The following is a 25,194-nucleotide window of genomic DNA, read 5'->3' on the forward strand; positions in this document are numbered from 1 at the left end:
CGGGCAAAATTGCGGTCGCCCTGGGCCATGAACTCGGCCAGGGTCACGGCACCGTCCTTGTTGGCGTCGAGCAGCAGGAAATAGGTCGATTGGCGCTGGGCCTGGCGGTCGGTCGGCAGGACGCTGTTGGCGCCACCGGGGGTGCGGGCGAACAACTCGTCCTTGGTGAGCTTGCCGTCGCCGTTGGCGTCGAGGCGGCGGAAGCGGGCTTCCTGGCCGGCCTTCCATTCGGCCCGGTCTACGGCGCCGTCCTTGTTGGTGTCGTAGCGCATCAGGCCGCTCGGCGCGCGGCCGCCACGCTCGGCCGGGCCCGTTTGCTGCGACGCCGGCGGCTGCGGCGACGCCGGTGCGGGCGTGTCGCCGGGGGCGGCGAGGGCGGCGCAGCTTGCGAGCACCAGGGCGGCGGATGCGGAGAACAGCTTCAGCATGGGACATATCCTTAAAGTTGTATCAGGAAGTGGTTCAGAAACCTCCAGTTCCCTTACTTTGGCGTCTAAGCCCCGATATAGTCCGACGCGCGACCGAATTGGGGCCGTGTTGTGGTTTTGTTCTCGAGGTTGTCCACATGGCTTATGACTACGACCTGTTCGTGATTGGCGCCGGCTCGGGCGGCGTGCGGGCGTCGCGGATTGCCGCCGGCCATGGCGCCCGGGTCGGAATCTGCGAGGATTACCGCGTTGGTGGTACGTGCGTGATCCGGGGCTGTGTCCCCAAGAAACTTCTGGTCTACGGCTCCAAGTTCGCCCACGAGTTCGAGGACGCCGCCGCCTATGGCTGGACGGTGCCGCAGCCGACGCATTCCTGGGCGACCCTGCGCGACAACGTGCAGGAGGAGGTCGACCGCCTGAACGGCGTCTACATCCGCCTGCTTGAGGGCGCCGGCGTGAAGTTGCACAAGGGCCGCGGCCGGCTGATGGATCGCCACACCATCGCCGTCGGCGAGGAGACGGTGACGGCCGGCAAGATCCTGATCGCCACCGGCGGTGCGCCGGTGATCCCCGACATCCCCGGCCGTGAGTTCGCCATCACCTCCAACGAGGCATTCCACCTCGTCGAGCTGCCTAAGCGCATCGCGATCGTGGGGGCGGGCTACATCGCCGTCGAGTTCGCCGGCATCTTCAACGGCCTCGGCGCACAGGTCGACCTGGTGCTGCGGCGCGATCGCGTGCTGCGCGGCTTCGACGAGGAATGCCGCACCGCCGTGCACGAGGCGCTGGGCCACAGCGGCATCAGGCTGCGCACCGAGACGCAGATCGCCCGCATCGAGGCGACCAACGGCGGGGCGCCGTATCGCGTGCACACCCAGCACGGCGGGATGTTCGAGGCCGACCTCGTCATGTACGCCACTGGGCGCGCGCCAAATACCCGGGACATGGGCCTCGAGAAGGCCGGCGTGCAGGTCGACAAGGTGGGCGCCATCGCCGTCGACGAATGGTCGAAGACCACGGCCGACAACATCTGGGCGGTCGGCGACGTGACCGACCGCATCAACCTGACGCCGGTGGCGATCCTCGAAGGCCATTGCTTCGCCGACACGGAGTTCGGCGACAAGCCGCGCAAGGCCGATCATCGCAACGTCCCGTCGGCCGTGTTCTGCCAGCCCGAGCTCGCCAATGTCGGCCTGACCGAGGAGGAGGCGCGCCAGACGCTGGGCGAGCTGCGCGTGTTCGCGACCTCCTTCCGGCCGATGAAGTACACGCTGTCGGGCCGCCAGCAGCGCACCTTCATGAAGCTGATCGTCGAGGCCGCGACCGACAAGGTGGTCGGCATCCACATGGTCGGCGACGACGCCGCCGAGCTGATCCAGGGCCTCGCCGTCGCCGTCAAGGCGGGCGCGACCAAGGCCCAGTTCGACGCGACGGTGGGCATCCATCCGACCGCCGGCGAGGAATTCGTCACCATGCGTACCGCCCGCGCCGAGCCGACGCCGACCCGGCGGGCGGCGGAGTAGGCGGGGTTGCCGACACTGGCCTTTTATCCACAGCGCGTATAGGTTCACGCTCCCCGACGACCGGGCCGCCCTGCCTGCTGGCTGAGGGGGCGGCGGTCGCGGGCGTTTGGAGGAAGAAATGACTGCGATTGCGGGCTCATCCCAGGCTGCCTTGCAGGCCTCGCACAGCACGAGCGCCGCCGACTGGACGCCGACGAGCTGGCGCACCCGGCCTGCCATGCAGATGCCGATCTATCCCGATGCCACCGTGTTGGCGAGCGCCGAGGCGCGGCTGCGCCGCTACCCGCCGCTGGTCTTTGCCGGCGAGGCGCGCAAGCTCAAGTCGGCGCTGGCCAAGGTCGCTGCGGGCGAGGCCTTCCTGCTGCAGGGCGGCGACTGCGCCGAGAGCTTCGTCGACTTCTCCGCCAACAACATCCGTGACACGTTCCGCGTCCTGCTGCAGATGGCCGTCGTGCTGACCTACGGCGCCGGCGTGCCCGTCGTGAAGGTCGGCCGCATGGCCGGCCAGTTTGCCAAGCCGCGCTCGTCCGACGTCGAGAAGGTGGGCGGCGTCGAGCTGCCGTCCTACCGCGGCGACAACGTGAACGGCTTCGAGTTCCTGCCCGAGGCGCGCCGGCCCGATCCCGAGCGCATGGTGCAGGCCTACAACCAGTCGGCCGCGACGCTCAACCTGCTGCGTGCCTTCGCCCAGGGCGGCTACGCCGACCTGCACGAGGTCAATCGCTGGAACCTCGACTTCGTGCGCAACTCGCCGGCGTCCGAGCGCTACCATGATCTGGCGGCGCGGCTCGACGAGACGCTGAACTTCATGGCCGCCTGCGGGCTCAATTCGCAGACCACGCCGCAGATCGCCGAGACCGATTTCTTCACCTGCCATGAAGGCCTGCTGCTGCAGTACGAGGAGGCGCTGACCCGCGTCGATTCGACCTCGGGCGACTGGTACGACTGCTCGGCCCACATGCTGTGGATCGGCGATCGCACGCGCCAGCCTGACGGCGCGCATGTCGAGTTCTTCCGCGGCGTGCGCAATCCGCTGGGCTTCAAGGCCGGCCCGTCGCTCTCGACCGACGACGTGCTGCGCCTGATCGACTCGCTGAACCCGGCCAACGAGCCCGGCCGCATCGTCGTCATCTGCCGCATGGGCGCCGACAAGGTGGCTGACAAGCTGCCGGCGTTGGTGCGCGCGGTGAAGCGTGCCGGCCGCTCCGTCGTCTGGTCGTGCGACCCCATGCACGGCAACACGGTGACCGCCGCCAACGGCAAGAAGACGCGCCACTTCGACGCCATCCTGAGCGAGGTGAAGGATTTCTTCGCCGTGCATCGCGCCGAGGGAACGCATGCCGGCGGCGTGCATTTCGAGATGACCGGCCAGGAAGTGACCGAATGCGTCGGCGGCGCCGTCGACATCACGGTCGACGGCCTCACGGCACGCTACGAGACGCAGTGCGATCCCAGGCTCAACGCCAGCCAGGCGCTCGAGCTTGCCTTCCTGCTCGCCGAGCAGCTCAAGGCCGAGCGCCTGTCGGTTGCCCGCTCGCGCCTCACGGCATGATGCCGGAGGCGATCGGCTGACGGGAAGGCCGGGGGAGGGCCGATGACGACGCATCCGAGCAGTGGCGAGATCGAACGCTACACCGACCACTATTTCAATCGCACAAAGCAGGTGATCGGACGGTTTGGCGACAGCCGCGTGACCTACGCCATCTTCATGCGCCGGCCGGTTGTGTTCGCGCCGCGCCTGGCGCTCGAATGGCTCGAGGAGCTTGGCCGCTCGCGCAACAATTCGGTCGATCTCGACCTGCGCTATGCCGAAGGAAAATGGGTGGGTGCGGGCGAGCCGATGATGTACATCACCGGCTCTTTCTTCCATCTGGTCGACCTAGAGACGATCTTCCTGCAGAAGCTCGGACCGGCCTGCGTCGCCGCCTACAACGCCTGGACGATGTGCGCCGACATGCCGAAGACGGCGTTCCTCGCCATGGATGCGCGCCATTGCGCAGGCCAGGAGATGGCCGAGATGATGGCCTATGCCGCTTCCGTGGGCTCGGCACGCGCCAAGCGCAAGGTCGGCGCCGTAGGCTTCATCGGCAACGCCACGCACGCCACGGCGCACTTCTTCGGCCGCGACCACGGGCTCGGCACCATGCCGCATGCGCTGATCGGCTATGCCGGCTCCACCGTGCGCGCCGCCGAGATGTACCATGAGACCTTCGCCGGCGAGCCGATGACGGTGCTGGTCGATTATTTCGCCCGCGAGATCTCCGACTCGCTCGAAGTGTGCCGGCGTTTTTCCGAGCTGGCATCGGCCGGCAACCTGTCGCTGCGGCTCGACACGACCGGCGGCCGCTACATCGAAGGGCTCGACCCGGCATCCTCGTATGCCGTGCTGGAGCGCTTCTCGCCCGAATCGATCCGCGGCTATCGCAGCGAGGAGGAGCTGCGCTACCTCGTCGGCACCGGCGTGTCGGCGGCGGCGATCTTCCATCTGCGCGCCGAGCTCGATCGCGCTGGCTTCGACAAGGTGAAGATCGTGGCTTCGTCCGGGTTCGGACCCGCCAAGTGCCGCGTCATGGCCTCGTGCAAGGCGCCGATCGATGTCGTGGGATCGGGCTCGTTCCTGCCGTCGAGCTGGACCGAGACCTATGCCACCGCCGACATCGTCGAGTACGACGGCGAGAAACGCGTCAAGATCGGCCGCGAGTTCCTGCACCGCACCCGCCCCAACGGCAGCGCACGGCTGCTCTGAAGCACCTCATCCTGAGGAGCGCGCTGGAGGCGCGCGTCTCGAAGGATGGCTACAATGACGGTGTATCGGGCCCTTTGAGACGCATCGCTGCGCAATGCTCCTAAGGATGAGGCTATTGTTGATGGAGGAAACGAAATGCTCAAGCTCTACTATGCGCCCGGCGCGTGCTCGACAGCATCGCACATCGGACTGGAGGAAAGCGGCGCCAAGTTCGACTCGCAGGCGCTCGCCTTCGCCAAGAACGAGCAGAAGACGCCCGAGTATCTCAAGGTCAACCCGCGCGGCCGCGTGCCGGCGCTGGTGATCGACGAGGGCACGATCGTCGAGAACACGGCGATCCTCGACTTCGTCGCGTCGAAGTACGCACCGCACCTGATGCCCAGTGATCCGGTCCAGCGGGCGCGGGCGATCTCGCTGATGGCGTGGTTCTCCAACAACGTGCATCCGTCCTTCACTCACATCAGCCGGCCCGAGCGCTTCGCCACCGATCCCGGCGTGTTCGATCACCTGAAGGCAGTGGGGCGGGAGAACTTCCACAACGCGCTGAAGGAGATCGACGGCATCATCGGCAGCAAGCAGTGGATCCTGGGCGACCAGTTTAGCGTCGTCGACGGCTATGCCCTGGTGTTCTACGGCTGGGGCAAGCGCATCGGTTTGCCGGTCGAGGAGCTGAAGAACTACACCGCCTGGAAGGACCGCATGCTGGCCCGCCCGGCTGTGCGCCGGGTGCTCGAGCGTGAGAACAACGTGCTGGTCGCGGCTGCCTGAGTTGGTCTGTCATCCTGAGCGTAGCGAAGGATCTCATTGCCAGTCGTTCCGGAGCACATTCGTGGCCGATGGTGATGAGATCCTTCGCTGCGCTCAGGATGACAAAAGAAGGGCTCGGGACAAGAAGAAGGACCCTTGCCTCAACCGGCCACGAAGCTCCTGTACAGCTCATGCAGGTCGGCAGTGTCCTGAGGCGTGATCTCGCCGTCGAGCATGCGGGCTTCCCAGCCGCGCAGCCGGTTCTTGATCTCGGGCGGCGTGCGCGGACTCAGCAGGAGCATAAAGAACTGCTCGTGCGCGGTCGGCTCGCGGTCGCGGCGGTAGCCGAACGGGCCGGCGCCGCCTGGGGCGCCCGTGACACGACTGTCCAACGGGCTGGACGACGTCTGCGAGGGTGCCTCGCCGATGGTGGGCGCGAGCACGTCGTCCCAAGTGAGACCGGCCTCACGCACCATGGTCGAGGCGAGCTTAGCGGCGGCCAGCGCTTCGTCGGCGTGGCTGCTCGCCAGGATTTCGAGCACTTTGACCAGGGTCGTTCGGTTGAGCGTCGTCATCGGCCTGCTTCTGCTTCTTTGACTACAGTGTGAGGAAGCGGCATTAACCGTTTACAAATTATAGATAGTGTATCCTTCGATCAAGACGATCCCGTGGCATCTTCCCGCAATGTCTTTGGCCTCTACTTGGCCGGCCTCACCACCTGGTTCGTGCCGCTCGGCATCCAGATGGTGCTGTTTCCGTGGCTGGTCGCGGTGGTGCTGCACATGGACGCGTTCGCGGTCGGCCTGGCGCAGACCGCGATGATGGCTCCGTCACTGCTGTTCCTGCCGATGGGCGGGCTGGTGGCAGACCGCGGCAACCCGCGCCGGCTGCTGCTGCGCTATCACGTTCTCTACGCCGTGCCTCCATTGGCGCTGGCGGCGGTGCTGTGGCAGGGCGGGCTGTCCTACGCGCTGCTGATCGTCTACGGAATCGTCGTCGGTGCCATAGGCGCCTTTGCCGTGCCGACGCGCGATGCCCTGCTGCCGGTGGTGGCCAAGGAGCGTGGCCTGCCCCGGGCGGTGGCGCTTGCGACGGCGCTGCAGTTCTTCGGCCAACTCATCGGCATAGCCTTCGCCTCGTCCGCCGATCGGTTCGGCGCCGAGCCGCTATTGATCCTGCAGGCCGCTCTGCTGCTGATCGGCTGCTTCGCCGTGCACGCGCTGCCCGATCCGCCGCCGCATCCGCCGCACCAGCAGGCGGGCTTCTGGCGCAGCATGGCCGAGGGCGTCGTGGTCGCCGCCAGATCGGAGCAGATTTGGCCGGTGCTGATGATCAATTTTGGCGTCGGCGTGTTCTATGTCGGCCCGTTCATGGCGGTGCTGCCGCTCGCCGTGCGCGATGTCTACGCCGGCGGCGCGATCGAATTATCATACCTCAATTTGGCGTTCTGGGCGGCAACCATTCTCGCCAGCATGGCATTGGTCGGCATGGCCCGCCGGCTGACCCTGCGCGGCCGGCTGATCGCCAGCGCCGTGTCGGCGGGCTTCCTCATTCTGTTTGCGCTTGCGACCTTGCCGCCATTCCCGGTGTTCTTGGCCTTGATTTTCGTCTGGGGTATCGGTGCCGGCATCACCATGACACAGAGCCGCACCGTGGTGCAGATCGTGGCGCCGGCCACCCATCGCGCGCGGCTGATGTCGCTGTTCCAGCTCGGCCTGGGCGGCGGCGGCCCGATCGGCGCCTTCCTCACCGGCACGATCTGCGCCCTGTGGGGCATTCAGGCAGCGTTGCTCGTGCCGGCAATCGCGATGGTGCTGCTGATCGGAGCGGTGCTGGTCCGCTCGCGCCTGTGGAGCATGCGGACGGTCGGGTAGAGGTTGGCTCTACTCGGCGGCGGCGCGCTGACCGATCTGCAGGGCTTGCCAGACATTCCGCAGCGCCGCGACGAGGCGCACGATCTCGTCGTCGCCATGCAGCGGCGTCGGCGTGAGCCTCAGGCGCTCGGTGCCGCGCGGCACGGTCGGATAGTTGATCGGCTGGACGTAGATGTTGTGGCGGTCGAGCAGGAGGTCGCTCGCCTGCTTGCATAGCGTGGCATCGCCCACGAACACCGGCACGATGTGAGTGGTCGACGGCATCACCGGCAAGCCTGCCGCCGCGAGCTTGCGCTTCAGCGTGGCAGCGCGTTCCTGATGTCGCACGCGCAGCTCGGGATGGCTTGTCACGTGGCGCACGCTGGCCAGCGCCGCAGCGGCGATGGCGGGCGGCAGCGAGGTGGTGAAGATGAAACCCGAGCCGCAGGAGCGCACGAAGTCGACGGTCGCCGCCGAGGCAGCGATGTAGCCGCCGATGACGCCGAACGCCTTGGCGAGCGTGGCCTGGACGATGTCGACCTTGGCCAGCACGCCGTCGCGCTCGGCGACGCCCGCGCCATTGGCGCCATACATGCCGACCGCATGCACTTCGTCGAGATAGGTCATCGCGCCGTGGCGATGGGCGACGTCGCAGATCTCGTCGATCGGCGAGACGTCGCCATCCATCGAGTACACCGACTCGAACGCCACGATCTTGGGCACCGAGGGATCGGCGCCGCCCAGAAGCTCCTCGAGATGGGCGACGTCGTTGTGGCGGAAGATGCGCCGCGTCGCGCCGGAATGACGGATGCCGGCAATCATCGAGGCGTGGTTGAAGGCGTCGGAGTAGATCTCGCAGCGCGGCAGCATCGCGCCCAAGGTCTGCAGCGTCGTCTCGTTGGCGACATAACCCGAGGTGAAGACCAGCGCCGCTTCCTTGCGGTGCAGTGCCGCCAGCTCGCGCTCGAGCGCTGCGTGCAGCCAGTTGGTGCCGGAGATGTTGCGCGTGCCGCCTGCGCCCGAGCCTTGGGCGTCGATCGCTTCGCGCATCGCCTGCACCACCACTGGGTGCTGGCCCATGGCGAGGTAGTCGTTGCTGCACCACACCGTGACGTCACGCGGCGCTTGCCCTTCGCGGTGCAACCTGGCGCGCGGAAAGGCCCCAACGATCCGTTCCAGCTCCGCGAACACCCGGTAGCGGCCTTCGGCGCGCAGCCTGTCCAAGTGCTGCGAGAAGAATCCCTGATAGTCCATTGCCTTGCTCCCGGACCGCACTTTAGTCTGATCAAGCGCCGCCAATAGGGGTATTTTGGTCGCGGCGTGCCTTGATCCGGCGCAAACGCCCCCCGATCCCGCCCCGTCACACGGATTCGTGATGGAGTGCCGGCACTCACTCCCAGCCATGATCCTTCCGCTCCGGAGCCGCCCGAAGGGCGGCGCAGTCGGGGGATCTTACTCGGCGGTTTGTAACAGAATGGCCTTCCGCTACGCCTCGCTGCGCGCCGCACTGGTCGGGACGACGGCATTCTTTCGTATGCGAATGCCCTGCCCGATGATTGGAGAGAGGAGACGCGTCCAACCCCAGCAGCTTCGCTGCGGAAGAAATGAAGAACATGCCCAAAATGTGTTGGCCGAGTTGAGCTTCTCCCTGGAGTGCCGCTTGAAGCCGGCAATGCATTCGCTATGAGTGACGGGACCCCTTGCGAGACTCATCGATGAGCGACTGGACTGAAGGCTACCTCACCGATGTGGAGTACTCCCACGCCTACAACAAAGAGCTCAATCCCCTGGTGGTGCGGCTGGCGTTGCTGGCGGCCGGCCTGTCGCCGCCCAGCTTCGGCGCCGCCTGCGAGTTGGGCTTCGGGCAGGGCCTCAGCATCAATCTCCATGCCGCGACGTCGACTACCGAATGGTGGGGCACTGACTTCAACCCGGCACAGGTGGGTTTCGCCCACGAGCTCCGCGCTGCTTCCGGCGTCGACGTGAAGCTCTTCGACGAGGCCTTCACCGACTTCGTCCACCGGACCGATCTGCCGGATTTCGATTTCATCGGCATGCACGGCATCTGGAGCTGGGTGTCGCCCGAGAACCAGGCGCTGCTCACCGATTTCATTCGCCGCAAGCTCAAGGTCCGCGGCATCCTCTACAACGGCTACAACGTCGCGCCGGGATGGGCCTCATTTGCGCCGATCCGCCAACTGATGGCCGAGCATGCCGCTCTCTCGGGCGCCGCTGGCGGCGGCAAACTGAACGTGCTCAAGGGCACGCTCGAGTTCGTCGAACGGTTCCTGGCGACCAATCCTGCCTTTCGCCGCGCCAATCCGATGGTCGTCGACCGGTTCGACGGCCTCAAGGGCAAAGATCCGCACTACCTCGTCCACGAGCTCCTGAACGGCCATTGGCAGCCGTCCTATTTCACGACCATGGTCGAGGCGCTGTCGCCGGCGCGCCTCTCGTTTGCCTGCTCGGCGAGCTATTTCGAGCACTTCGACCCGTTGAACGTCACCGCCGAGCAATGGTCGCTGCTGCAATCGGTGCCCGATGGTCCGTTTCGCCAGTCGCTGCGCGACTTCATGATCAACCAGCAGTTCCGCCGCGACTACTGGGCCAAGGGCGCGCGCCGCCTGACGCCCTTGCAGCAGGCCGAAGCGATCAGCGCCGAGCGCCTTGTCCTGATCTCGCACCGCCCGAAAGTCGAGCTGAAGATCAAGGCGCCGGTGGGTGAACTCACCCTGCATGCGCCGGTCTACGATCCCGTCCTGGACCTGTTTGCCGATCACCAGCCCAAGACGATCGGCGAGATCGCCGGGGCGATGCAGGCGCGCAATGTCAGCCTCAAGCAGGTGGTCGAGGCGGTCATGGTGCTCGCTGGCGCCGGCCATCTCGCGTCGGCGCAGGACGAGGCCATGATCGGCCGGGTACGGTCGCCGGCGAAGCGGCTGAACGACGATTTTCTCGATCGCGCGCGCAGCGCCGGCGATGCCAACTACCTCGCCAGCCCCGTGACGGGCGGCGGGATTGGCGCGACCCGCCTCGTGCAGAACTTCCTCCTCGGTCATCGCAAAGGGCGAAAGACGCCGGCTGAGCTGAGCGAGTTTGTCTGGCAGATGCTGGAAACCCAGGGGCAAAAGCTCATCAGGGAGGGTCAGACCCTCGAAACGCGCGAGGCGAGCTTCGCCGTTCTGATGCCCCAGTCGACGAGCTTCGTCGACGAGCAGCTTCCAATCCTGAAATCATTGCAGATCGAGTGAGCGCGCCGGGGCCTGCCCCGTCGACAGCAGGGCATCGCTTGGGGCAGAAAGTGTCACATGAGCAACCCGCCCCGGAGCCAGGACCCTCGCGGCGTGCGCAAGGTCGAGGGATCGTCTGCGATCGACGACTTCGTTCGGGAAGTCGAGCGTTTGCCGGCCAACCGTGGCGCCGGCAAGCGAGGACGGCTGCTGTTCGCCATGGACGCGACGGCGAGCCGCGAGCCGACATGGGATCATGCCTGCACCATCCAGGGCGAGATGTTCGTGGCCACCGAGGCGCTGGGCGGGCTCGATGTTCGCCTGGCCTTCTATCGCGGCTTCGATGAGTTCAAGGTGAGTCGCTGGACGGCCGACGGCCACGAGCTGGCGCGGTTGATGAGCCGCGTGCGCTGCCTGGCCGGCCGCACGCAGATCGGCCGGCTGCTTGCCTATGCCGGCGCGCAACGGCGCGAGAGCCGCCTCGATGCCGTGGTCTTCGTCGGCGATTGCTGCGAGGAGGATGTCGATGCGGTCGGCCACGAGGCGGGCCAGCTCGGCCTTCTGGGCCTGCCGGTGTTCGTGTTCCAGGAAGGCGAGGACCGCATCGCTTCGCGGCTGTTTCCCCAGATCGCCAAGCTTACTCGCGGCGCCTACTGCAAGTTCGACCGCTCGAGCCCCGACCAGCTCAAGCGCCTCTTGGGCGCGGTCGCCGCCTATGCCGCCGGCGGACGTCAGGCCCTGTTGAAGTACGGCCGCGAGCAGGGTGGCCCGGCGGCGCTGCTCACCAACCAGATGAAATGATTCCCGCCGCGCGAGACGTGCATGCCGCCGTCGCCTTCTCCGTGACGCGGATATCTCGGCAGATCGGAACGCCGCCGTGCGCTGGCTTCGTGTCGCCCTGATCAATCTTCTGGGCATCGTCGTCGCCCTCGCGCTCGGCGAGGGCGTGGCGCGACTGGCCGAACCCAAACTCGCCGAAAGCTCCAATCCGATCGCCCTGGTCGATCCGGAACTGGGCTGGGTGCCGCATCCCAATGCCCATTCGCATGGCGTGAGCTCGGAATTCGACATCGAGACGGTGAGCAACGAGCTCGGAAACTACGACTTCCGCGTGCCGCCGGACCTCGACGGCAGGCGGCTGTCGATCCTGGCGCTGGGCGATTCGCACACCGCGGCCGCCGGTGTCTCGACTGGGCAGGCCTGGCCCAAGGTGCTGCAGGCCGATCTCGAGAAAGCGGGCGTTTCGGTATGGGTCCACAACGGAGGCGTTCACGGCTACAGTCTCGACCAGTACCTCGTTCGCCTGCAGCGCCTGGCACCGATCGTGAAGCCGCGCGTGGTCATCATCGGCTTCTCCGCGGCGACCGATTTCTACGATGTCGGTCGCACCAGGGCCGGCAATTTCGTCTACGGCAGCGATATCGGCCGCATCTATTTCTCGCTCGACGGCAAGGGCGAGCTGCTCGAGCACCGCGAGCTGGTTGGCAGGAAGCTTGGCCGCCAGGACGGCACCACACCGCTCCTCAGCCTCGCAACGTTGCGTGGAACACTCGATCACCTGGCGCTCTATCGCCTGTTGAAGCGTAGCGCGTTCGCGATGTGGCTGGCGATGCGGCTCAGCACAGCCGACGAAGCCCTGTGGCCAGGCCTCGACACCGCGTTGAAGGTCGAGCTGGCGGGTGAGGACCGCCGACGTTTCGATCTCGCCAGCAAGCTCATTGGCCGCATCGCCGAAGAGTCTCGCAAGGCCGGCGCTGTGCCCATGCTGGTCCACATCCCCTATCTCGCGCAAGTCTACGACTCGGTGTGGCAGAGCTCGTTCGGTTCGGTAAGGGGCTATGATCGCGACCTCGCCGGCAAGCGGCTGGGCGGCATCGCCAAGCAGCACGGCCTGCTCTACGTCGACGCCTACCCGGCGATGCGCGACTACGTCGCCAGCCATGGTGGCGACTGGGTGCACTACCCGATCGACGCCCATCCCAATGTCACTGGCCAACGCCTGATCGGAGATGCGGTGTTCACCGTGCTGGGTGCCTGCCTGGAGAAGAATCCGGAGCTGAAGCCGGACGGATGCCGGTAGGACATCCCGGCTAGGCGCCCATCAAACGCGACGTCCAGCGGCCGGGCAGGCAGAGGCCGAGCCACACGGCGGCCTTGGTGCCGATGGGGAAGGCGATGCGGGCGTGGTTGCGGGCCAACCCGCGCCGGATGATGGCGGAGGCGCGCTCGGCCGTCATCAGGAAGGGCATCGGGAAGGGCGCATTGGCGGTGATGCGCGAGACGACGAATCCCGGACAGACGACGCTCACGCCGATCCCGCTCTTCTTCAGCACGAAGCGGATGCTCTCACCCCACACGCGGACCGCGGCCTTGCTGGCATTGTACGACGCCGAGTAGGGCAGGCCGATGAAGCTCGCCAGAGACGACACGATGGCGATCTGCCCGCGCCGCCGCGCCATCAGCCGCGCCAACAGCGGCTCGACCGTATTGAAGACGCCGTCGACGTTGACGTCGAAGGTCTGGCGGACGCGGGCGAAATCGTCGAGCGAGGAATTGTCCTTGTCGATCGAGATGCCGGCATTGGCCACGATCAGGTCGACCGGATGGCTGTCGTCGAACGCCGTCAGCCAGGCGGCGAACCGGTCGCGATCGACGACGTCGATCGTGTCGGCGACGACGGTGGCGCCCTTGGCGCGGCAGGCCTGGGCCACCGCCTCGAGCCGCCCGGCATCGCGGCCAGTCAGCGCAAGAGCAGCCCCCGGCCGCGCATAGTCGAGCGCCAGGGCCTCGCCGATTCCGCTCGAGGCGCCGGTAATGACGATGCTGGAGAAGTCGTTCATGGGATAACCTTAGGGCTCGGTGCGTTGTCTGCACGTCGGGCCGATACTAGAGTGCCGCGCCGCGCGGCGACCAGTGGGCGGGGCAGTGGAGTTGGACGGTTGATCGCAAGCATGACGGGATACGCCCGCGCCCAGGGCGCGGATGATCGGCGGCGTTGGGCCTGGGAGGCGCGCAGCGTCAATGGGCGCAATCTCGATATCCGCTGCCGCGTGCCCCAGGGCTTCGACCGTCTGGAAAATCCAGCGCGCAATGCGGTCGGCGCGAAATTGCGGCGCGGCAACGTTTCACTCACCCTTACCATCACCAGCGAGCGCCAAGCCAAGCCGCTGCGCATCAACCGTGCGCTTCTCGCCGAGCTCTGCACCCTGGTCGAGGAAATCCGCCGTGACACCGGTGCCGCCACGCCGGCCGCAGACGGCCTGCTGCGGGTGCGCGGCGTGATCGAGGAAGAGGACGACGGCGAGGAGACCGAGGCGGCGCTGGCCGGGCTCGACAAGGCGCTCTCGGCGACGCTCGAAGAGGTGCTGAAGGCGTTGGCCGGGGCGCGCGCCGCCGAAGGCCAGGCGCTGGCCCGCGTCATCGCCGGCCACATCGACGAGATCGAAGGATTGTGCCGGCGCGCGGCCGAGCGCGCCGTAGCGCAGACCGGCACGTTGCGTGCGCGCTTCGAGGGTCAGCTTGCCGAGCTGCTCGAGCGCGCGCCGCCGCTGTCCGAGGAGCGCTTCGCCCAGGAAGTGGCGCTGCTGGTCGGCAAGGCCGACGTGCGAGAGGAGCTCGACCGACTCGACGCCCACATTGCCCAGGCGCGCGAGCTGCTCGCCGATGCCCGGCCCGACAATCCGGTCGGCCGCAAGTTTGACTTTCTGTGCCAGGAGTTCAATCGCGAGGCCAATACGCTGTGCTCGAAATCGGCCGATATCGAGCTCACCCGCGTCGGCATTGATCTGAAGGGCGCCATCGAGCGCATGCGGGAGCAGGTCCAGAATGTCGAATGACGCGGAGGTGCCGTCTCCCCACCGGCGCGGCCTGATGCTCGTGCTGTCGTCGCCGTCGGGGGCGGGAAAGACCACCCTCTCGCGCCAGCTCCTGGAGAACGATTCACGCATAAAGCTCAGCATTTCCTGCACTACCCGCGAACGCCGGCCGGGCGAGGTCGACGGCGTTGACTACCATTTCATCGACACCGCCAGTTTCCGCGACATGCTCGAGCGCGGCGAGTTTCTCGAGCATGCCCGCGTGTTCGATCACTATTATGGGACGCCGGGGTCGCCGGTCGCCGAAGCCCTCGATGCCGGGGGCGACATGCTGTTCGACATCGACTGGCAGGGCACGCAGCAACTGAAGGAGAAGGGGCGTGACGACCTGGTGACGGTGTTCATCCTGCCGCCGTCGACGCACGACCTGGAGAAGCGGCTGATCACGCGCGCCCAGGACTCGCCCGATATCGTCGCCCGCCGCATGGCCAAGGCGGCCGACGAGATGAGCCACTGGGCGGAGTACGACTACGTCATCATCAACCGTGACATCGCCACCAGCCTGATCCAGCTCAAGTCGATCCTGACTGCCGAGCGGCTGAAACGCGAGCGCCAGTACGGCCTCGCCGATTTCGTCATGGCGCTGCGCGAGGGGCGGTGACCGGCTGACCGATGCCGGTCTGTCCCTGCGAGCGCAACACGAGCTGCGAGGACGTGTAGGGGCGGCCGGAGAACTCCGCAATCAGCCGATCGCTGTTGGTCTCGATCGTCTCCTCGAGGCGGCGCATGAATGTCTGCTTGTCGAGGCCAGTCTCGATCGACGGCAAGAACTCGATTGCCGCCCGGCCCGCATGCTTGCGCCAGTCGCGCCGATTCCACAGCAGCCCGAGCGACGTCGCCACCGGCGTCACCGGCAGCCCGAGATCACGATAGAGATAGTAGATGCCGGAGCGATAGCGCTCGCGCTCGCCAGGCGCCATCAGGTTGCCTTCGGGATAGATCGCGATGTGCCGCCCGCCGTCGTAGGCGCGCTTGGCGAACTCCGAAAGGTTCTCGCGCTCGCGCCCGCCGCCGCACGCGTCGACACGGATCATCTGCAGCCGATAGAGGATCGTGCCGATCAGCGGATAGTGGAACAGCTCTTTCATGGCGACGAAGGCGATGCCCGGGATGATGGCCGCCAGATAGATGCCGTCGCTCTCGCTGTGATGCTTGTTGGCGAACAACGCCGGGCCTCGCAGGGGCAAGTTCTCGCGTCCGCGAAACTCGACGGTCATCCCGCCGATCACCCGCGCGGCCCACACGACACCCTTGGCCCAATAATGCAGCAGCCCGCGCAGGAGCACCGGCGTGGGGATCGGCACCAGGATGATGCCTACGATCGCCGTGACGATGGTGAAACCATAGAAGAAAAGGTTGAACGCGAGGGAGCGGATCATGGTCGGGCAAGATAGTGAGTGAGCGCTCACTTGTCAAATAGGATGATCTTTCCCGAATTGTCATCGACCCCTGGATTGCCGCCAACGCCCAAGTGCAGGCAGCCTCCCGGGCAGCGCGCGTTGATGTGTTCTAGGAGACTTCTGCCGCCAACCGCATGAAGTCGCTCACGGACAGTTCCTCGGCCCGCGCCGTTGGCGACAGGCCGAGCCTTTGCAGGAGCGACGTCGGGTCCTCGAACAGGCTCGACAACGAGCCGCGCAGCATCTTGCGCCGCTGGCCGAAGGCGGCGGCGGTGACGCGCTCGAGCGGGGTCAAGTCGGCAAGGCGTCGATCGGCGGGAAGCGGGGTCAGGCGCACGACGGACGACGTCACCTTGGGCCGAGGCACGAAGGCCGACGGGGCGACGTCGAACAGAGGGCGCACGGTGCAGACGTGCTGGGCGATCACGGAAAGGCGACCATAGGCCTTGCTGCGCGGGCGGGCGACCAGGCGATCGACGACCTCCTTCTGGAACATCAACACCATGTCGGCAAGGGCGTCGGCGGCGTGCAGCCAATGGAGCAGCAGGGGCGTCGAGACGTTGTAGGGCAGGTTGGCGACGATGCGGCGGGGCGGAGGGCCGAGGCGGGCGACGTCGATCGCCAGCGCATCGGCCTCGATGATGTCCAGGCGGCCGTCGGCGGCTTGCTGCAGGTCGGCGAGGGCGGCGATGGCCCGGCGATCGACCTCGATGGCGACCACGCGGGCGGCGCCCTCCATCAGCAGGGCGCGCGTCAGGCCGCCCGGGCCCGGGCCGACCTCGATGGTCGTGCCATCGTGCAGCGGGGCGGCGCTGCGCGCAATGCGGCGTGTCAAGTTGAGATCGAGCAGGAAGTGCTGGCCGAGTTGCTTCCTGGCATCGAGCCCGTGAGCGCTGATGGTCTCGCGCAGCGGCGGCAGCCGGGCGAGCGCGTCCATAGGTGCGGCGCGCTCCGGCTAGTGGCTGCGCCGGCGCGCCATGTCGTCGGCCATGGCGATCGCGGCGAGCAGGCTGGTCGGATCGGCGCGGCCGCTGCCGGCGATGTCGAGCGCCGTGCCGTGATCCGGCGACGTCCGGACGAAGGGCAGTCCGATCGTTACGTTGACGCCGCCGGCGAAGTCCACCGTCTTGATCGGGATCAGCGCCTGATCATGGTACATGCAGATTGCTGCATCGTAGGCCCGCCGCGCCGCCGCGTGGAACAGGGTGTCGGCCGGTGCCGGCCCGGTGACGGCGATGCCATCGCGCTTCAGCGTCTCGATCGCCGGCGCGATCACGCGGATCTCCTCGTCCCCCATCGCACCCTGCTCGCCGGCATGCGGGTTGAGGCCGGCAACGGCGAGGCGCGGATGGGCGATGCCGAACAGCGTGTCCAAGCCCTTCGCCGTCAGGCGGCCGGCGCGCACGATCTTATCCACATCGAGCGCGCGTACGGCGTCGGCGAGGGAGAGGTGGATCGTCACCGGCACGACGCGCAACTCGGGGCAGGCCAGCATCATGGCGACGTCGACGCCGCCCGCCAGCTCGGCCAGGAACTCGGTGTGGCCCGGATGCCTGAAACCGCCATCCTGCAGCGTCTTCTTCTGCAAGGGGTTGGTGACCAGGCCGCCGATCTGGCCGGCGAGCGCAAGGTGGGCGCCGCGCTCGATCGCCTCTAGGGTCGCCGGTGCATTGACGGGGTCAGGATGGCCGGCGTGCGACGGTCCGCGCAGGCGGATCGGCAGGACGGGCAGGGCCGAGACGAAGACCGCTTGCGCGTCGGCCGGCCGGGCGATCTCCTTGATCGGCACCGCGAGGCCGAGCGACAGGGCAATGGCGGCGAGGCGTTGCGGATCGTCGAGGGCGAAGAACGGCCGGCCGCCCTGTCGTCGGCGCGCCAGCCAGGCCTTGAGCGTCAATTCCCCGCCGATCCCGGCCGGCTCGCCCATCGTTATGGCGAGCGCCGAGCCGTTCTCAATCATGGCTGCTTGACGTCGATCGTCGCCTGGCGCCGCAGATCGCGCATGTAGCGCCGGCCGGCAGCCTCGAGCTTTTGTATGAGAATCTGTTGCGAGATGGAGTCGCGGGTCGGCATGCCGTCGCCGCCGACCTTGCCGCACAGGGCCACGATCTGCACCCCCTCGGCGACGCGGAACGGCCCGGCTGTTCCGCCCGGATTGAGCCGCGGCAGCTCCTCGTACATTTGCCGATTGGCGGCGAGGTCGCCGACCCGCACGCCTTGCAGGTCTCCGGCCGTTGCGCCCTTGGTCTGCTGCGCCAGGGCGAACAGGTCACGACACCCGCGCACGGAACTCATCGTCTTCTGGGCGATGGTGGTTGCGCGGCTGGTCTCCTCCGCGGAGGCGTCGGGCGGTAGTGGCAGGGTCATCTGAACGAGATTCAGACGAATGTCGTCGGGCCGGGCGGTGGCGAACTGCCGGCGGTCGACGACGAAGAGAATGTGATAACCAGCGGGGCTGCGGATCGGCTCGGAGAATTGGCGCACCGGGAGCTTGTCGACAGCGGCGTCCAGCGCGGGGTCGAGCGTGCCCGGCAGGATCCAGCCAAGCTCGCCGCCGGATTGCGCCGTCGCGCCTTGCGAGAATTGCTGCGCCACCGCGGCGAAGGGTGCACCCGTCCGCAACTGGGCGATGATGCGATCGGCGCTGCGCTTGGCCTCGTCGGCGAGCTCGGGGCGGTCGACGGGGACGAAGATCTCGGCGACGCGCGCCTCGGTCTTGCCGACGTTCGACCTCATGCGGTTCAGCGCGTCGTCGATCTCGCCCTCGGAGACGTCGACCTGAGGCCGTACGCGCCGCCGCACGATCTTGGCCCAGGAAATCTGGGCGTCGATCTGCTGGGTGGCGATCTCGAACGGCACGCCGACGCTTTGCAGGTATTGCCGGAACTGTCCGCGTCCCATCCCGGCGGCGCGCTCGATGTCGGTGAATCGCTGATCCAGCTCGGCCGGGCTGGTCTTGAGACCAAGCCGCTTGGCATCCTGGATCTGCAGCTTTTCGTCGATCATCTGGCGCAGGATTTGCGGGGCCATGCGCTGGCGAATATCTGGGCTGTCGGCCAAACCGGTCGTCCGGATGGCGAAGATGACCCGCTGCGACAGGTCGAAATCGGTGATCGCGTCGTCGTTCACCCGGGCCACCACGCGCAGACCCTGGGCTGACGCGGCGAGCGGCAGCAGAACGACCATCAAGGCGACGAAAGTGCGGAGGAGCGACGCGGACATTGCACCGGCTGTTGACAGAGGGGACGACATTATAGGCTGCGGCCAACCCGCCGCAATGTACCGCGGCTCTCGTAGGGAGAGACTATGGCAAGAGTGCGGGCAAGCTTGACGCTTGCGGGCGGGTGGTTTAGCCGAACACGGCAAGTTTGCGACGTGAGGTGCGTCGCGGTTTCAACGTGTGATGGCCCGAGAAGGCGACCGATCCGCCGAATGACCACTATCCGCCGCTCGATCAGCACCCCCGGCACATGGGCCCGGATTTGTTCAGGGGTAGGCTATCATCTCGATAATCTGGGCCGGTGGCTGATCGTCAATGCGCCGGCGATCGGTTCCACCTATGCCGCCCTGCTGGCGCCGGGCGTGCCCCGGCTCAGGCCGCGGCCGGGTTGGGTGTTCGCGGAGGAATACTACGACCAGCGCCGCTGGCTGGCCTGCCGGCGCGGGGCGCTGTGGGAGGCGGCGCGGGAGAAGGAGCTCGCCGTGCCGCTCACCGTGCGCTGGCACGGCGGTACGTCGGTCGATCTGACCTTGGGCAACGACAACAGCCTTTGCCTCTACGTCTGTGGATCGTTCGAGCCGAACGAGTTCGCTTTCCTCGACCGAGTCCTGCGGGCCGGCATGGTGTTCGTCGATGTCGGCGCCAATGACGGCTACTACACGTTGTTCGCGGCACGGCGCGTCGGTGCGTCGGGCCGGGTCGTTGCCGCGGAGCCCAGTTCGCGCGAGCGCGCCCATCTGCAGCGCAATCTCGGCCGCAACGGCCTTGACAATGTCACCGTGATCCCTGCTGCGATCGGTGCCGCTCCAGGGCTCGCCGACCTCCATCTCGCGCACGGCGTCCACGCCGGCCACAACACGCTGGGCGATTTCGCCCATGACGATGTGGTGCGGGCGAGCCTCGAGCGCGTGCCCGTGGAGACGCTCGATGCCGTGGTGGCGCGGCTGGGGCTGGCCCGGATCGACTTCATCAAGGTCGACGTCGAGGGCGCCGAAGCGAGTGTCGTCGCCGGTGCCGCGGCGGTGCTGAGCGCAATGCGGCCGATCATGCTGATCGAGATCAATGACAAGGCGCTGCGCGCCCAGGGCAACTGTGCCGCCGGGCTGGTGTCGACCCTGCAGGATGAGCTGGATTACGAGATCTTCGTCTTCTCGCCGATCACCGGCCTGGTCGAGCGCGCCGAGGACAACGACCCGCTGTCGCCCAACATCGTGGCGATCCCCCGCGAGCGCGTGGCCGAGACGCTGACCCCGGTGTAGCTCCCACTCATGACCCGTCCGTCGCCGGGGACGGCGACATCTTCCCCAGCTTCGCCTGGGAAGGAGAAGCGCTAGTCCCGGCCCTCATCGCGCTCCGACAGGATCGGATCGCGGATCGGCCACCAGATGTTCAGGGCCGGATCATTCCAGAGCAGCGTGAACTGACCGGCACGATTGTACTCGGTGCTCTGCTTGTAGTGGAAGATGGCGCGCTCGCTCATCACCAGGTGGCCGTTGCCGAAGTTCGGTGGCACGAGGACCTGCAGGCGATTGCTGTCGGACAAGGTGAAGGCGGCCCATTCGCGGTATTGTGAGGAGTTCGGGTCGTTGTTCACCACCACCAGATAGAAGCTTCCCTGCAGGCAGGAGATCAGTTTCCAGGTCGTGCCGTCGCCGTGGATGCCGCGCAGCACGTGGCGGTGTGAGATCGAGACGTCGTCCTGGATGAACTCGATCGGAATGCCGGCGGCGAAATAGGCGGTGCGATTGTAGGTTTCGATATAGTGCCCGCGAAAATCCTCGAACACGGTGGGCGGCTTGATCAGCAGCACCGATTCGAGCTTGGTGGTGAACACTTCCATGGCAACTCCTCCCGATCAGGTCGCTGGCTTCGCTGCGCCGACAAGACCCTCCTTGCGGTAGACCAGCGTCGATCCGGTGAAGTCGGCGGAAACCGGAACCGTGATGAGATGCGCCAGCGCCTCGCGTACGGCGCGCTGCCGGTCGGGCGGCACGACGAACACCATGAAGCCGGTGCCGCCGGCACCCAGCAGCTTGCCGCCCAGCGCGCCGGCGCGCTGGGCATCGTCGTAGATGCGGTCGATGGTCTTGGAACTGGTGCCGTTGGCGAGCTGGCGCTTGAGCAGCCAGCTTTCGTGCAGGAGGTGGCCGAACGCCTCCATCTCCCCGGCATGCAGCAGCTCGACCGCGATCCCCACCATCTCCTGCATGCACTCGAGGTGCCGGGCGTTGGCCTCGAGCCGCCCGATCAGGCGCTTGGCGAAATCCGACGAGAGGCGGCTCGAGCCGGCGTAGAACAACATCAGCCATTGCTCGAACTTGGCCAGGCGCTCCTCGTCGAGGCCGAGCGGCGTGACGGAGAACGATTCGTCGCGCGCGAAACTGATGATGTTCACGCCGCCATAGGCGCTGGCGATCTGGTCCTGGCAGCCGACGCTTTCGCGCAGGCGGTTCTGCTCGAGATCCATGGCGGCGACAGCGAGGGCGTGCGCGTCCAGCGTCTTGCCGCGCATGGCGTTCAGCACGTTCATCAAGCCGACCGCGAAGGCCGAGCTCGAGCCGATGCCGGAACGTGCTGGCAGGTCGCCCTGGTGGAACAGCTCGACGCCTTCGCTGTCGTCGTAGCCCAGCGCCTGCAGGCCGGCCCGCACCGCCGGATGCTGGATCGCCGCCATCTCGCTCACTGCCTCGATGTGCGACCAGATGATGCGATGGCGAATGCCGAAGAAGGGCGGCAGGAAGCCGGTGCCGATGTAGCAGTACTTGTCGATCGCCATCGACAGCACGGCACCGCCGTGACGGCGGAACCAGGTTGGGTAGTCGGTACCGCCACCGAAGAAGGAAACGCGGTACGGGGTGCGGGAAATCGCCATCAACATCGCGAGATCGTCACCTCGTCAGCGGGTAAGGAACCGGTCGCCTTCGGTGGCAACGCGCTCCCGCCAATACTCCAGAAGATCGCCCAGGGTCTTCTCGTAGGGGATTTCCGGCTGCCAGCCGGTATGAGCGCGGAACTTCGCCGTGTTGGGCACCTGCAGGTCGGCATCGATCGGCCGCAGCCGGTCCGGATCGACCTCGACACGGATGGCATCCTTGCAGGGCGACAGGCCGATCAGCGTGTCGAGGATCTCCTTCACCGTGCAGGAGTGGTTGCCGCCGATATTGTAGTAGGCGCCGGGCGTCGGATTGACCGTGACGAGCATGTAGTAGGCGCGCACCGCGTCGCGCACGTCGGCCACGGTGCGCAATGATTGCAGGTTGCCGACCTTGACCATGGGCTTGATGCGGTTGTGCTCGATCATGGCGATCTGCTTGGCGAAGGTCGATTCGGCGAACACGTCGCCGCGGCGCGGCCCGGTATGGGTGAACATGCGGGTGATCATCACGGTCATGCCGTAGGCCTCGGCATAGAAGCGGCCGACCAGGTCGGTGCCGACCTTGGAGATGGCGTAGGGCGAAGCCGGATGGAACGTGCACTCCTCGTCGATCGGCAGCTTCTCCTTGGGCACCCGGCCGAACACCTCGGAAGACGAGCAGACATGGATCGTCGCCTTGGGCGCGTGCTGGCGCAGCGCGTCGAGGACACGCACAGTCCCCTGTACGTTCGTGTCCATGGTGTCGAGCGGCGCATCGAAGCTGGTGCGCGGGAAGCTCTGGGCGGCAAGGTGAAAGACGTAGTCGGGCCGGGCGCTGGCGACGACGTTCTGGATGGACATCGTGTCGCGCAGATCGCCGTAGAGAAGGGAGATGCGGTCCTTGGAATTGATGCGATGGGCGATGGTCGAAAGGTTGTCGAGCGGGCTGCGCCAGCGGCACATGCCGATCACCTCCCAGTCGGTGCGCTCAAGCAGGAACTCGGCGAGATGTGAGCCGACCATTCCCGTGATGCCGGTGATGAGGGCGCGCGGCGGGGCCATGGTCGCAAGCCTGTCCTGTCCTGCAAAATCGGCGGTCTATCTAGTCGAGACCGGACCAAAAGGCCACTGGCTCGTTTTCCCTCCTCTTTAGCGAAGCCGGGGAGGAGAATGAGAACGCTTCCGGGCGGGAAAAACTCGGGAGCAGTGAACATTGCCTTGCGAGTCGGAGGTCTCTATGGTCCGACCGACCGCGAGATAATCCCCAACAATATGATGAATTCTGACCGCAAGCCCCTGCCCAAGACGACGGCGATTCAGTTGTACAGGAGCCTGTTCCTGGCTCGTCGTTGCGAAGAATCCATCGTCAAGCACTACCCCGAGAACCTGATGCGGACCCCCATGCACATGTCGATGGGGCAGGAGTTTGTCTGCGTCGGCGTGTGCGCGGCGCTCGACGGCAAGGCCGACGTGTTCGCCTCCTATCGCAGCCATGCCGCGTTCCTGGCGCAGACCCATGATACCGACCGCTTTTTCTCCGAACTCTACGGGCGCACCTCGGGCACCGGTGAAGGCAAGGGCGGGTCGATGCATCTCGCCGCCCCCGACCAGGGCCACATTTTGTCGAGCGGCGTGGTGGCGACGCAGATCCCGGTCGCAGTTGGTGCCGCTTTCGCCAATCTGCGCCTCGCCACCGGGCGCACCGCGGTGGCCTTTTTCGGCGACGGCGCGGCCGATGCCGGCGTATTCTGGGAGAGTCTCAACTCGGCGGCGCTCTTCCGCCTACCCATGCTGTTCGTTTGCGAGGACAACGGCTACGCCGTCGACACGCCGCGGGAAGCGCGCCAGGTCGCGGCTTCGCTCATCGAGGCGGTGAAGCCGTTCGGCTGCGACACCTACGAGGACCGGAGCGGCGACGTCGAAAGCGTCTACCGCCTCGCACGCGACGCGGTGGCGCGGGCGCAGCGCGATCGCCGCCCGGCCTTCCTCAACATCAAGTGCTGCCGCTATCTCGAGCATGTCGGCATCGGCACCGACTGGAACTGGGGCTATCGCGACAAAGCGACAGTCGAACGCGAATGGATCGCGCGCGACGCCCTGAAGGTGCAGCGTGCGCGGCTCGTCTCGCACCAGGTGGGCGAGAGCGCCATCGCCGCGATGGAGCAGGAGATCGAAACGGCCATCCAGACCAGCGTGAAGCGGGCATCGCAGGCGCCGATCCCCACGCCGAACCGGCTGCATGCTGGTGTGTTCCATGCGAAAGCTTGATTACGCCGGCGCCATCCGTGAGGCGACGACGCAGGAGATGGAGCGCGATCCGCGGGTGTTCGTCTACGGCATCGGCGTGCCGACCTGGTCGTCGATCTTCGGCACCACCAAGGGATTGGTGGAGAAATTCGGCCCGGAGCGCTGCTTCGATACGCCGATTTGCGAGGATGCAATGACCGGCTTCGGCCTCGGCGCGGCGATCCGCGGACTGCGTCCGATCCACGTCCACATCCGGGTCGATTTCATGATCCTGGCCACCAATCAGCTGGTCAACATGGTGTCGAACTACATCTACTCCACCGGCGGCCGGCTCAAGGTGCCGTTGGTGGTGCGCGCCGTGATCGGCCGCGGCTGGGGCCAGGGGGCGCAGCACAGCAAGAGCCTGTTCTCCAACTTCACCCATATCCCCGGCCTCAAGGTGATTGCCCCGACCACGCCGTCCGACGTCAAGGGAATGCTGACGGCAGCGATCCGCGACGACAATCCGGTGATCTGCTTCGAGCATCGCTGGCTCTACTGGGCCGAGGAAGAAGTCCCCGAGGAGCCCTACGAGGTGCCGCTGGGTGTCGGCCGCATCTTGCGGCCGGGCCGTGATGTCACCGTGGTCGGGCTCTCGTGGATGAATGTCGAGGCGCGGCTCGCCGCCGACATCCTCGCCAAGCGTGGCGTGTCGGTCGAGATCGTCGATCCGCGCACTCTGGCGCCGCTCGACGAGGGCCTGATCCTCGAGTCCGTGCGCCGCACTGGCCGCTGCATCATCGCCGATTGCGACTGGGTCGACTCTGGTTTCAGCGCCGAGCTATCGGCGCGCATCCACGAGAAGTGCTTCGGCCAGCTCAAGGTCCCGGTCCGGCGCATCGGCTTTGCCCACACACCCTGCCCGACGGTGCGCGAGCTCGAGAACGAGTTCTATCCGAATGCGCGCAGCATCGTGCATGCGGTCGAGGATATGCTGGGGCTCGAGGCAGCCAACCTGGACGGCGAGGATTTCTTCAGCCACGAACGGCGCTTTCGCGGACCCTTCTAGGCGAGCCGGGTGAGCGGCGCCGA

24 protein-coding genes are annotated in these 25,194 nt (G+C 66.6%); 13 read left to right on the forward strand and 11 right to left on the reverse strand.

Features of this window, described 5'->3' with window-relative positions:
• On the reverse strand, nucleotides 1–428 hold a 428-nt coding region (locus ACILR9_RS25660; RefSeq protein ID WP_395712815.1), incomplete at its 3' end, for an EF-hand domain-containing protein.
• Between the two features lie 137 nt (nucleotides 429–565).
• On the opposite strand from ACILR9_RS25660, the gene gor reads away from it, so the two are divergent.
• The 4 genes from gor (at nucleotide 566) to ACILR9_RS25680 (ending at nucleotide 5,465) form a co-directional block, all read left to right on the forward strand.
• The gene (gor, locus tag ACILR9_RS25665) at nucleotides 566–1,951 is read left to right on the forward strand and encodes a glutathione-disulfide reductase (protein ID WP_395712816.1); all 1,386 of its coding nucleotides are present in this window, start codon (nucleotides 566–568) and stop codon (nucleotides 1,949–1,951) included.
• A 118-nt stretch (nucleotides 1,952–2,069) separates the two neighbouring features.
• The gene (locus ACILR9_RS25670) at nucleotides 2,070–3,503 is read left to right on the forward strand and encodes a class II 3-deoxy-7-phosphoheptulonate synthase (RefSeq protein WP_395712817.1); all 1,434 of its coding nucleotides are present in this window, start codon (nucleotides 2,070–2,072) and stop codon (nucleotides 3,501–3,503) included.
• A 42-nt stretch (nucleotides 3,504–3,545) separates the two neighbouring features.
• A complete protein-coding gene (locus ACILR9_RS25675) occupies nucleotides 3,546–4,697 on the forward strand; it encodes a hypothetical protein (protein WP_395712818.1) in 1,152 nt (383 codons plus the stop codon).
• Between the two features lie 135 nt (nucleotides 4,698–4,832).
• On the forward strand, nucleotides 4,833–5,465 hold the full coding sequence (locus tag ACILR9_RS25680) for a glutathione S-transferase family protein (RefSeq protein ID WP_395712819.1): 633 nt from the start codon (nucleotides 4,833–4,835) through the stop codon (nucleotides 5,463–5,465).
• Between the two features lie 140 nt (nucleotides 5,466–5,605).
• On the opposite strand, the gene ACILR9_RS25685 is transcribed toward ACILR9_RS25680, so the two are convergent.
• The gene (locus ACILR9_RS25685; protein WP_395712820.1) at nucleotides 5,606–6,019 is read right to left on the reverse strand and encodes a hypothetical protein; all 414 of its coding nucleotides are present in this window, start codon (nucleotides 6,017–6,019) and stop codon (nucleotides 5,606–5,608) included.
• A gap of 93 nt (nucleotides 6,020–6,112) precedes the next feature.
• On the opposite strand from ACILR9_RS25685, the gene ACILR9_RS25690 reads away from it, so the two are divergent.
• Complete coding sequence (locus tag ACILR9_RS25690; protein WP_395712821.1) at nucleotides 6,113–7,318, forward strand: MFS transporter; 1,206 nt, start codon at nucleotides 6,113–6,115, stop codon at nucleotides 7,316–7,318.
• A 9-nt stretch (nucleotides 7,319–7,327) separates the two neighbouring features.
• Here ACILR9_RS25690 and hemA read toward each other — a convergent pair whose 3' ends face one another.
• Nucleotides 7,328–8,551 (reverse strand): 5-aminolevulinate synthase, encoded by a 1,224-nt coding sequence (gene hemA, locus ACILR9_RS25695; protein ID WP_395712822.1) that lies wholly within the window; start codon nucleotides 8,549–8,551, stop codon nucleotides 7,328–7,330.
• A 461-nt stretch (nucleotides 8,552–9,012) separates the two neighbouring features.
• Between hemA and ACILR9_RS25700 the strand changes: the two genes are divergently transcribed.
• The 3 genes from ACILR9_RS25700 (at nucleotide 9,013) to ACILR9_RS25710 (ending at nucleotide 12,607) form a co-directional block, all read left to right on the forward strand.
• On the forward strand, nucleotides 9,013–10,548 hold the full coding sequence (locus tag ACILR9_RS25700) for a class I SAM-dependent methyltransferase (RefSeq protein ID WP_395712823.1): 1,536 nt from the start codon (nucleotides 9,013–9,015) through the stop codon (nucleotides 10,546–10,548).
• Nucleotides 10,549–10,605: 57 nt separating this feature from the next.
• A complete protein-coding gene (locus tag ACILR9_RS25705; protein ID WP_395712824.1) occupies nucleotides 10,606–11,328 on the forward strand; it encodes a VWA domain-containing protein in 723 nt (240 codons plus the stop codon).
• A gap of 76 nt (nucleotides 11,329–11,404) precedes the next feature.
• Entirely contained in the window at nucleotides 11,405–12,607 is a 1,203-nt protein-coding gene (locus ACILR9_RS25710; protein WP_395712825.1) for an SGNH/GDSL hydrolase family protein, read from the forward strand.
• 10 nt (nucleotides 12,608–12,617) lie between these two features.
• Here ACILR9_RS25710 and ACILR9_RS25715 read toward each other — a convergent pair whose 3' ends face one another.
• The gene (locus ACILR9_RS25715) at nucleotides 12,618–13,367 is read right to left on the reverse strand and encodes an SDR family NAD(P)-dependent oxidoreductase (protein ID WP_395712826.1); all 750 of its coding nucleotides are present in this window, start codon (nucleotides 13,365–13,367) and stop codon (nucleotides 12,618–12,620) included.
• A gap of 111 nt (nucleotides 13,368–13,478) precedes the next feature.
• Here ACILR9_RS25715 and ACILR9_RS25720 point away from each other — a divergent pair, with 111 nt between their 5' ends.
• Together ACILR9_RS25720 and gmk are read left to right on the forward strand one after the other, a co-directional pair.
• Entirely contained in the window at nucleotides 13,479–14,363 is an 885-nt protein-coding gene (locus ACILR9_RS25720; RefSeq protein ID WP_395712827.1) for a YicC/YloC family endoribonuclease, read from the forward strand.
• Nucleotides 14,353–15,003 carry a guanylate kinase gene (gene gmk / locus ACILR9_RS25725; RefSeq protein ID WP_395712828.1) on the forward strand — a complete coding sequence of 217 codons (651 nt, stop codon included), beginning with the start codon at nucleotides 14,353–14,355 and terminating at the stop codon, nucleotides 15,001–15,003. The genes ACILR9_RS25720 and gmk overlap by 11 nt, the downstream gene beginning before the upstream one ends.
• On the opposite strand, the gene ACILR9_RS25730 is transcribed toward gmk, so the two are convergent.
• From ACILR9_RS25730 to ACILR9_RS25745, 4 genes are all read right to left on the reverse strand, one after another.
• Complete coding sequence (locus tag ACILR9_RS25730) at nucleotides 14,978–15,781, reverse strand: lysophospholipid acyltransferase family protein (protein ID WP_395712829.1); 804 nt, start codon at nucleotides 15,779–15,781, stop codon at nucleotides 14,978–14,980. The genes gmk and ACILR9_RS25730 overlap by 26 nt on opposite strands.
• A 130-nt stretch (nucleotides 15,782–15,911) precedes the next feature.
• Nucleotides 15,912–16,739 carry a 16S rRNA (adenine(1518)-N(6)/adenine(1519)-N(6))-dimethyltransferase RsmA gene (rsmA, locus tag ACILR9_RS25735; RefSeq protein ID WP_395712830.1) on the reverse strand — a complete coding sequence of 276 codons (828 nt, stop codon included), beginning with the start codon at nucleotides 16,737–16,739 and terminating at the stop codon, nucleotides 15,912–15,914.
• Nucleotides 16,740–16,757: 18 nt separating this feature from the next.
• Nucleotides 16,758–17,762 carry a 4-hydroxythreonine-4-phosphate dehydrogenase PdxA gene (gene pdxA / locus ACILR9_RS25740; protein WP_395712831.1) on the reverse strand — a complete coding sequence of 335 codons (1,005 nt, stop codon included), beginning with the start codon at nucleotides 17,760–17,762 and terminating at the stop codon, nucleotides 16,758–16,760.
• Nucleotides 17,759–19,024, reverse strand: a complete 1,266-nt coding sequence (locus ACILR9_RS25745) for a peptidylprolyl isomerase (RefSeq protein WP_395712832.1) — start codon at nucleotides 19,022–19,024, stop codon at nucleotides 17,759–17,761. The genes pdxA and ACILR9_RS25745 overlap by 4 nt, the downstream gene beginning before the upstream one ends.
• A 210-nt stretch (nucleotides 19,025–19,234) precedes the next feature.
• Here ACILR9_RS25745 and ACILR9_RS25750 point away from each other — a divergent pair, with 210 nt between their 5' ends.
• Nucleotides 19,235–20,281 carry an FkbM family methyltransferase gene (locus tag ACILR9_RS25750; RefSeq protein WP_395712833.1) on the forward strand — a complete coding sequence of 349 codons (1,047 nt, stop codon included), beginning with the start codon at nucleotides 19,235–19,237 and terminating at the stop codon, nucleotides 20,279–20,281.
• 71 nt (nucleotides 20,282–20,352) lie between these two features.
• Here the strand turns inward: ACILR9_RS25750 and ACILR9_RS25755 are convergent, their stop codons facing one another.
• The 3 genes from ACILR9_RS25755 to ACILR9_RS25765 are packed head-to-tail and all read right to left on the reverse strand — an operon-like array spanning nucleotide 20,353 to nucleotide 22,938.
• Complete coding sequence (locus tag ACILR9_RS25755; protein WP_395712834.1) at nucleotides 20,353–20,862, reverse strand: dTDP-4-dehydrorhamnose 3,5-epimerase family protein; 510 nt, start codon at nucleotides 20,860–20,862, stop codon at nucleotides 20,353–20,355.
• A gap of 15 nt (nucleotides 20,863–20,877) precedes the next feature.
• Nucleotides 20,878–21,894: a galactokinase gene (locus ACILR9_RS25760; protein ID WP_395712835.1), complete on the reverse strand. Its 1,017-nt coding sequence runs from the start codon at nucleotides 21,892–21,894 to the stop codon at nucleotides 20,878–20,880.
• Between the two features lie 24 nt (nucleotides 21,895–21,918).
• Nucleotides 21,919–22,938 (reverse strand): GDP-mannose 4,6-dehydratase, encoded by a 1,020-nt coding sequence (locus ACILR9_RS25765; RefSeq protein ID WP_395712836.1) that lies wholly within the window; start codon nucleotides 22,936–22,938, stop codon nucleotides 21,919–21,921.
• Between the two features lie 213 nt (nucleotides 22,939–23,151).
• Here ACILR9_RS25765 and ACILR9_RS25770 point away from each other — a divergent pair, with 213 nt between their 5' ends.
• Nucleotides 23,152–24,144, forward strand: a complete 993-nt coding sequence (locus ACILR9_RS25770; RefSeq protein WP_395712890.1) for a thiamine pyrophosphate-dependent dehydrogenase E1 component subunit alpha — start codon at nucleotides 23,152–23,154, stop codon at nucleotides 24,142–24,144.
• Entirely contained in the window at nucleotides 24,131–25,171 is a 1,041-nt protein-coding gene (locus ACILR9_RS25775) for an alpha-ketoacid dehydrogenase subunit beta (RefSeq protein WP_395712837.1), read from the forward strand. Before ACILR9_RS25770 ends, ACILR9_RS25775 begins: the two co-directional genes overlap by 14 nt.
• Nucleotides 25,172–25,194 lie beyond the last annotated feature (23 nt).

It is taken from the genome of Reyranella sp. (assembly GCF_044224635.1).
Lineage (GTDB): Bacteria > Pseudomonadota > Alphaproteobacteria > Reyranellales > Reyranellaceae > Reyranella.

Coding starts and splice junctions, on each gene's coding strand:
- hemA (WP_395712822.1), bottom strand. CDS start 8,551: ATGGACTATCAGGGATTCTTCTCGCAGCACTTGGACAGGCTGCGCGCC.
- ACILR9_RS25765 (WP_395712836.1), bottom strand. CDS start 22,938: ATGGCCCCGCCGCGCGCCCTCATCACCGGCATCACGGGAATGGTCGGC.
- ACILR9_RS25720 (WP_395712827.1), top strand. CDS start 13,479: ATGACGGGATACGCCCGCGCCCAGGGCGCGGATGATCGGCGGCGTTGG.
- ACILR9_RS25730 (WP_395712829.1), bottom strand. CDS start 15,781: ATGATCCGCTCCCTCGCGTTCAACCTTTTCTTCTATGGTTTCACCATC.
- ACILR9_RS25770 (WP_395712890.1), top strand. CDS start 23,152: ATGAATTCTGACCGCAAGCCCCTGCCCAAGACGACGGCGATTCAGTTG.
- pdxA (WP_395712831.1), bottom strand. CDS start 17,762: ATGATTGAGAACGGCTCGGCGCTCGCCATAACGATGGGCGAGCCGGCC.
- ACILR9_RS25670 (WP_395712817.1), top strand. CDS start 2,070: ATGACTGCGATTGCGGGCTCATCCCAGGCTGCCTTGCAGGCCTCGCAC.
- ACILR9_RS25760 (WP_395712835.1), bottom strand. CDS start 21,894: ATGGCGATTTCCCGCACCCCGTACCGCGTTTCCTTCTTCGGTGGCGGT.
- ACILR9_RS25675 (WP_395712818.1), top strand. CDS start 3,546: ATGACGACGCATCCGAGCAGTGGCGAGATCGAACGCTACACCGACCAC.
- ACILR9_RS25680 (WP_395712819.1), top strand. CDS start 4,833: ATGCTCAAGCTCTACTATGCGCCCGGCGCGTGCTCGACAGCATCGCAC.
- ACILR9_RS25775 (WP_395712837.1), top strand. CDS start 24,131: ATGCGAAAGCTTGATTACGCCGGCGCCATCCGTGAGGCGACGACGCAG.
- ACILR9_RS25705 (WP_395712824.1), top strand. CDS start 10,606: ATGAGCAACCCGCCCCGGAGCCAGGACCCTCGCGGCGTGCGCAAGGTC.
- ACILR9_RS25715 (WP_395712826.1), bottom strand. CDS start 13,367: ATGAACGACTTCTCCAGCATCGTCATTACCGGCGCCTCGAGCGGAATC.
- ACILR9_RS25685 (WP_395712820.1), bottom strand. CDS start 6,019: ATGACGACGCTCAACCGAACGACCCTGGTCAAAGTGCTCGAAATCCTG.
- ACILR9_RS25745 (WP_395712832.1), bottom strand. CDS start 19,024: ATGTCCGCGTCGCTCCTCCGCACTTTCGTCGCCTTGATGGTCGTTCTG.
- ACILR9_RS25750 (WP_395712833.1), top strand. CDS start 19,235: ATGACCACTATCCGCCGCTCGATCAGCACCCCCGGCACATGGGCCCGG.
- rsmA (WP_395712830.1), bottom strand. CDS start 16,739: ATGGACGCGCTCGCCCGGCTGCCGCCGCTGCGCGAGACCATCAGCGCT.
- ACILR9_RS25755 (WP_395712834.1), bottom strand. CDS start 20,862: ATGGAAGTGTTCACCACCAAGCTCGAATCGGTGCTGCTGATCAAGCCG.
- gor (WP_395712816.1), top strand. CDS start 566: ATGGCTTATGACTACGACCTGTTCGTGATTGGCGCCGGCTCGGGCGGC.
- gmk (WP_395712828.1), top strand. CDS start 14,353: ATGTCGAATGACGCGGAGGTGCCGTCTCCCCACCGGCGCGGCCTGATG.
- ACILR9_RS25700 (WP_395712823.1), top strand. CDS start 9,013: ATGAGCGACTGGACTGAAGGCTACCTCACCGATGTGGAGTACTCCCAC.